Source organism: Rhodoferax sp. (assembly GCF_028715765.1).
In the GTDB taxonomy this organism is placed as follows: Bacteria; Pseudomonadota; Gammaproteobacteria; order Burkholderiales; family Burkholderiaceae_C; genus Rhodoferax.
Genome location: NZ_JAQURE010000016.1, coordinates 55,339 through 62,327 on the forward strand (window position 1 = coordinate 55,339; position 6,989 = coordinate 62,327).

At 56.0% G+C, this 6,989-nt stretch carries 4 protein-coding genes; 3 read left to right on the forward strand and 1 reads right to left on the reverse strand.

Features of this window, described 5'->3' with window-relative positions; translation table 11 throughout:
• Nucleotides 1-116: 116 nt before the first annotated feature.
• Complete coding sequence (gene tsaD / locus PHT20_RS07650) at nucleotides 117-1,187, reverse strand: tRNA (adenosine(37)-N6)-threonylcarbamoyltransferase complex transferase subunit TsaD (RefSeq protein WP_301020056.1); 1,071 nt, start codon at nucleotides 1,185-1,187, stop codon at nucleotides 117-119.
• Nucleotides 1,188-1,361: 174 nt separating this feature from the next.
• Here tsaD and PHT20_RS07655 point away from each other — a divergent pair, with 174 nt between their 5' ends.
• From PHT20_RS07655 to PHT20_RS07665, 3 genes are read left to right on the forward strand one after another with little or no spacing between them, the layout of a single operon-like run.
• Nucleotides 1,362-2,306 (forward strand): transporter substrate-binding domain-containing protein, encoded by a 945-nt coding sequence (locus PHT20_RS07655; RefSeq protein WP_301020051.1) that lies wholly within the window; start codon nucleotides 1,362-1,364, stop codon nucleotides 2,304-2,306.
• Nucleotides 2,307-2,334: 28 nt separating this feature from the next.
• Complete coding sequence (locus PHT20_RS07660) at nucleotides 2,335-5,361, forward strand: response regulator (RefSeq protein WP_301020052.1); 3,027 nt, start codon at nucleotides 2,335-2,337, stop codon at nucleotides 5,359-5,361.
• Between the two features lie 11 nt (nucleotides 5,362-5,372).
• Complete coding sequence (locus PHT20_RS07665; RefSeq protein WP_301020053.1) at nucleotides 5,373-6,875, forward strand: response regulator; 1,503 nt, start codon at nucleotides 5,373-5,375, stop codon at nucleotides 6,873-6,875.
• The last annotated feature ends 114 nt before the right edge of the window (nucleotides 6,876-6,989 follow it).

Consider the following 6,989-nt stretch of genomic DNA (forward strand, 5'->3'; position numbering starts at 1 on the left):
CAACAACCTTTATGATTTTTTGAGCTGGCAAGTGTACAGAGGGGTATGACGTAAATTTTTTTGATAGCTGCTCACGCAAATATATCAATCGATAGAGCCATTTTTAGCCCTATAAATCAGCTCAAAATCGCATCCAGCGACCAGCGCGGTTTGACATCAAAGTTGTACTGTTTGTTTGCTGTTTGCTGGCCGGCCTGCAGCCGCATGGCGGCCGCCATGGCGATCATGGCGCCGTTGTCGGTGCACAAATGCAGCTCCGGGTAATGCACCCGCACCTGGCGCTTGGCGCATTCGGCATTGAGCTGGGTGCGCAAACTGCGGTTGGCGCCCACACCGCCGGCCACCACCAAGCGTTTCAAGCCGGTTTGCTGCAAAGCGGTCAACGACTTTTTCACCAGCACTTCCACAATGGCGGCTTGGGTAGAGGCCGCCAAATCAGCCAACACCGCCTGTGGCAGCGCTTCAACCGCGCCACCATGCGCCGCTGCGCATTTCTTGGCTTGCACCATCACCGCCGTTTTCAGCCCGGCAAACGAAAAATCCAGGTCACCGCTGTGCAACAACGGCCGGGGTAATTTGAAAGCTGCCGGGTTGCCCAGTTCTGCCAGTTTGGACAACGCCGGCCCACCCGGATAACCCAGCCCCAACAACTTGGCCGACTTGTCAAAAGCCTCGCCCGCCGCGTCGTCAATGGTTTCCCCCAATATGTGGTACTGCCCCACCCCAGTGACCTGCATCAGCTGGCTGTGCCCACCCGACACCAGCAACGCCACAAAGGGAAATTCAGGCGGGTCAGCACTCAAAAATGGCGAGAGTAGATGCCCTTCCAGGTGGTGCACGCCCAAGACCGGCTTGTTCAGCGCTGCGCCCAGCGCGCACGCCACACCCGCACCCACCAGCAAGGCACCAGCCAAGCCCGGCCCGCGCGTGAACGCCACCACATCCACATCAGCCAGAGACTGCCCAGAAGCAGCCAGCACTTCTTGGGTCAGCGGCAGGACACGGCGAATATGGTCCCGGCTGGCCAGCTCAGGCACCACGCCACCGTAAGCTTGATGCATCTCAATTTGGCTGTAAAGCGCATGCGCCAGCAGCTCCGGCAAAGCAGCGCCGCTGACACGCACCAACGCCACCCCGGTCTCATCACACGAGGATTCGATTCCCAACACACAATAGTCTTTTGCCATAGTAGGCAAGTTTAGGGGATGGCCATGTGCATTGACCGACCTCACACCGATCAAAAAATCAACATCTGCAGGCACTGTCCACTCAATCGAAGCCATTGCGGGTGTGTAATTGCAAAAGTAACGTGAGGCCGGTGCTTTTAGTCACCGACCATGAAAAGCAAAGGAGAATTAAGCATGGGCGAATCAATCCAACTTCAAATTCTTGTTGCCCGGGTTGCGCCATGCACGCAACAGGGCTGGGTGGCCACACTGATCAGCTGGTTGTTGGTCAAATGCGCGAATATGGCTCAGTGTTGTGTGTTCGCCGCTGTGTTGGCAATGCCTGCAATGGCAGCTGGAACATCCCTATCGTATTTCCCGTCCGGCCCGATTTATGAGTACCGCTGGAAGCTGCTGGAGTTGGCATTGACCCACACCCAAGCTAAACCAACGCCGACGCAACTGGTACCTTATGCCGAAGAAGTTACCCAAAACCGGGGCGTGCAGTTACTGCAATCCGGGGCCATCGACGTGATCGCCCTGGGCACCAATGCCGAACGTGAATCACAAATGAGGCCTGTCAAGATCGACATTTTGCGCGGCATGGTGGGGTTTCGTATTTTCGTGATTCGCGCCGCCGACCAACAACGCATCGCACAGATGGACGAACAAGCCCTGCGCAAGGAATTAATCTTTGGCCTGAACAGCCAGTGGGCTGACCTGCCAGTGATGCGCGCCAATGGCTTCACGGTCGAAACATCGACCAGCTATGAAAACCTGTTTGGCATGCTGTTGGCCAGACGCTTTGATGCCTTTCCCCGTGGACTCAACGAAGCCGCCCGCGAACTCGATGAGCGCAAGCTCAATTTCCCGCAACTCGCGGTAGAGCAAACCAAAGCCTTGTTTTTCCCATTCCCCATCTATTTTTGGGTCAACAAAGACAACAAGGCTTTGGCCAAGCGCATTGAGCGCGGCCTGCAGCTGTCGCTAGCCGACGGTTCATTTCGCAAACTATTCGAAAGTTACCACGCCAAAGAAATCGCCACCCTGGCCAAAGAAAAGCGCCAGGTCATACGCCTGAGCAACCCAATTTTGCCGCCAGGTAATCCGGAGCCTGACCATCGCTGGTGGTGGCATTGATCAAACGCACTGCACAATATTCACCCCTATGTCAGCCACACAAACGCTTGCCAGACGACTGCTTTTGGCCATATTCCCTTGGTATTTGCTGGTAGCGCTGAGCATGACCGGTGTGCAACTGGCCATACAAACCATCAGCATCAACCACGACATTCAAAATGATCTGGCATCACTGGCAATCACGGTGGCTCCCAGCGTCACCAATGCCGTCTGGGAACTCGACACCACACAACTGAACACGGTAACCCGTGGCATTCGGCAAAACACCATCGTCACCGGTGTTCAGGTCACTTCCAACAGCGGCAAAGAATTGGCATCGGACGGTGAGTTACCTAACGTGAGTCAAATGGCACGCCAAGCAGGATGGATTGAACACAAACAAGCCGTGGTACCGCTCAATTACGTGTCCCTGCGCGGTGAACAACACTTGATTGGACACCTCAAACTTTATTCCAACCGCGACGTGGTCTGGAACCGTACCAAATACAGTGTGCTGGTTACGCTGGTCAACTCCCTCGTGGTCACCACCGGGCTTTGGTTGATTTTTTCTTGGGTGATCCGGTTTCGCCTGTCCAACGCGGTCACCAAGGTTGCCATAGCCGTGACCAACTGGCGCTTCCAGAACCGGGAGGCCACAGCCGCCCCCATCAATTACCCCTATCAGGACGAGTTGGGTGAACTCGTCAAGGCCTTCAACGAGAGCCGGGCTCAGTTATCCGACTCGCTGCAAGACCTGAGTGAACTCAACCGCAACCTGGAAGCCATCGTCGCTGCGCGCACACAGGAACTACAGCAAGCAAAAGACACGGCCGAGGAAGCCACCCGCGTCAAATCAGAATTTCTGGCCAATATGAGTCACGAGATTCGCACCCCCATGAACGCTGTGCTGGGCATGCTTTACCTGGCACTCAGAACCGATTTATCGCCGAGCCAGCACAACTACCTGTCCAAAGCCCAGGGTGCAGCACATTCGCTTTTAGGCATCATCAACGACATTTTGGACATTTCAAAAATTGAAGCGGGCAAGATCGATATTGAGTGTGTGGAATTCCGCCTGGACGTGGTGCTTGAGCAATTGACCGACGCCATTGGCTACCAGTCAGAGCACAAAGGCATTGAGTTTCTGATCCGTTATGACGCCTCCATTCCCCCGTTTTTACTGGGTGACCCTTTGCGACTTGGCCAGGTGCTGCTCAATTTATGTGGCAATGCAGTCAAGTTCACTGAGCAAGGACAGGTAGAACTTGGCTTTCGGCGCATCTCCTCGAATGACACAGACCTCTCTCTGCAGGTGTATGTGCGCGACAGCGGCATTGGTATGACGAAGGAAACCCAAGACTCGCTGTTCAAGAAATTCACCCAGGCTGACCAATCCACCACCCGTCGCTTTGGTGGCACAGGGCTCGGTCTGGTGATCAGCAAAAGCTTGGTTGAACTCATGGGTGGGCGCATCTGGATCGAAGACTCGCAGCCCGGCAAAGGCAGCACAATATGCTTTACTGTGCAACTCAAACTTTCCCAACAGAGTCAGGCACGCCAGCTTGAGTTGATTGAGCAGGCTGGGCCACTGCTCAAAGGCCTGCGCGTGCTGGTGGTGGACGACAACGAAGCCTCACGGGAGATCATGTCGGAAATGCTGCGGTATTTTCAAATCAACGTCAGCGCCGCTGCAACTGGCCATGCCGCGCTGGATACCGTTAAAGCAGCCACTGACCCACCATTTGACCTGGTGCTGATGGACTGGCGCATGCCCGGCATGAACGGCGACGAGGCAACCCGGCGTCTGCACTCCGACACCACGCTAAGTCACCAGCCCAAGGTGGTGATGGTCACCGCCTACGGGCAAGAAGACGTCATCAAGCGCGCGGAACAGGCGCGCGTTGATGGTTTCCTGGTCAAGCCGGTGTCACCCTCCACCCTGCTCGACACCATCCTGTCAGTGCTTGGACGTGGACGAATTCTTGGAACCAGCAGCAACCAGGCCAAAACACTGGCTACCATCAGCCATGCCGAACTGGCTGGTGCGTGCCTGTTACTGGCGGAAGACAACGACATCAATCGGGAATTTGCCACTGAACTGCTGCGCAGCGAAGGCATTCATGTCATTGAAGCAGTCAATGGTCAGGAAGCCTTTGAAAAGGTGCAACAACAAGAAATGGATGCCGTGCTGATGGATCTGCAAATGCCGGTCATGGACGGACTGGAAGCCACACGCCGCATCCGGGCGCTGGCCAATGCCCCCGGCGGCGAGCGCTTTGCCACGCTCCCGATCATTGCCATGACCGCACTGGCCATGGCGCAAGATGCCCAGCGCAGCCGCGAGGCAGGCATGAATGACCACCTCAGCAAACCGGTAGATCCAGCCCGCATGATGGCAGTTTTGACCAAATGGATCCATGTGCCAGCGCATCGGCATGGTGTGCCTGTCCTGAGTACCGCTGCAGACATCCCGACTGACCTGCTCGCGTTGACCAGTCTGGACACCCGCGAAGGGATACGTCGCATTGGCGGCAAGGTAGACGCCTACCGCCGCCAATTGCGCCGCTTCAGGGAACACTACGCTGACTCGGCCGAAAAGCTGCAGAGCCTGATCACCACACAAGGCCCCAGACAGGCAGAAGACTATTGCCACATGCTCAAAGGCGTCACCGGAAACCTTGGCGCATTGGCGCTGTACGCCCAAGTGGCCACAATTGACACTCAACTCAAACAAGATACTTCGCCTGGTGCGCTTGACCTGGACAACATGCGGGTGCTGTTACAAGCTGTGATGCAAGACATTGACAGCCTGGGCAACAGCGTCAAGCAGCCCATAGAGCCCAGCGAGCCATTGGATGTGAGCCAGTTGCACGACCACTTATTGCGCTTGCAGCAGGCGCTGGACTACGATCTAGGCAGTGCTGAGCGGCTACTTGCGCAGTTGCGCAGTGGTATGACCGGTACCCCCCTTGAGCCTGACATATCGGCCATCGCCGCCAAAGTCGATATTTTCGAGATCGACGCAGCCCAAATCCTGCTAACCCAATTGCAAGGTCGCTTGAAGAACGAAAGCTGAATCGTTTCACCATGAACCCAACCACCCGCCCCCACATTCTGATCGTCGACGACGTGAATGAAAACCTGCATGCGCTGATGAACATCCTGAGTGACGACTACGCCATCGTCGCCGCCAACTCGGGAGAAAAAGCGCTTGAACTGGCGCAACGCCAGCCCCAGCCTGAGTTGATTTTGCTCGACATCAAGATGCCCGGCATGGACGGATATTCGGTGCTGTCCCACCTCAAAGCACATCCAGATACCGCTGACATCCCGGTGATTTTTGTCACTGCCCTGGCCGAGGTAGCGGACGAAGCGCATGGTCTGGCGCTGGGCGTGGCGGACTACATCACAAAACCTGTGAACCCGGATTTGCTGCACATGCGGGTAAAAGTCCAGTTGGAATTGCAGCGTTACCGCAAACATCCGGTCACTTTTGACGTCGCCCAACATGCTGATCCCGAACACCCCGCCTCGCTGCTGGTGGTGGACGACGTGCCAGAAAACATTCACGAACTGCTCGAAGCCCTGAAAGACGACTACCGCATCATGGTGGCCAATTCAGGAGCCAAGGCACTTGAGTTGGTGCAAGGCTCAAACCCACCTGATCTGGTGTTGCTTGACATCGTGATGCCGGGCATGGACGGCTACGAGGTGTGCCGGCGCATCAAGGCAACACCTGCAGGCAATCGGATTCCAGTGATATTCGTCACCGTGGTCGATGCAGCACAACAAAAGGTCAAAGGGTTCGATTTGGGTGGTGCCGACTACATCACCAAACCTTTTGACATTAACGAAGTGCGCGCCCGCATCAGAACCCACCTTGAGTTGGCGCGACTACAGCACTCGCTGGAACACCTGGTGGCGCAACGCACCGCCCTGCTGGACAAAAGTGAAGAAAAGTACCGCATTCTGGCCGACTACTCCCCCAATTGGGAGTACTGGATGGCGCCCGATGGCAGCTACCTGTATGTGTCGCCGGCGTGCGCAGAGGAGTCTGGCTACACCCCCCAGGATTTTTTTGACGATGCCGGTCTGATGGACAAAATCATCCACCCTGATGACCTTGATGCGTGGCATCAATATGGACCATCCTCAGCCTGTGCCATGTCTGAGCCGCTCATTCTGCGCATTCGCGCAAAAGATGGCAGCGAGCACTGGATTGAACATGTATGCAAACAAGTGGTGAACACCCAAGGTCAGGTGCTTGGCCAACGCGGCTCACACCGCGACATCTCCAAGCGCCATGATGCCGAGCAACGGCTGAACTTTTTCATCAACCGCGACCCGCTCACCGGCCTGCCCAACCGCACCTTGTTTCGCGAACTCTTGGGTCACACACTGGAACGCGCAGAGCGCGACCAGACACAGTTTGCCCTGCTGTCGGTCGACTTGGATAACTTCAAAACCATCAACGAGAGTCTGGGCCACAGCCAAGGCGACCAGCTGCTGATAGAAGCAGGCCAACGCCTCAAAGCACTGCTGACCGACATGGACGCTCTTGCTCGCATCGGCGGCGATGAACCCAGATAATCCATTAGAGATTTCGATGTTTCAAGCGAGTCCGAACTTGTGCAGACTTGGGTCAATTTCAGCTTGAGCCCAAAGGCCCTCAAACCACTTTCGTCGCCGTCGTGCCAAAGCCAT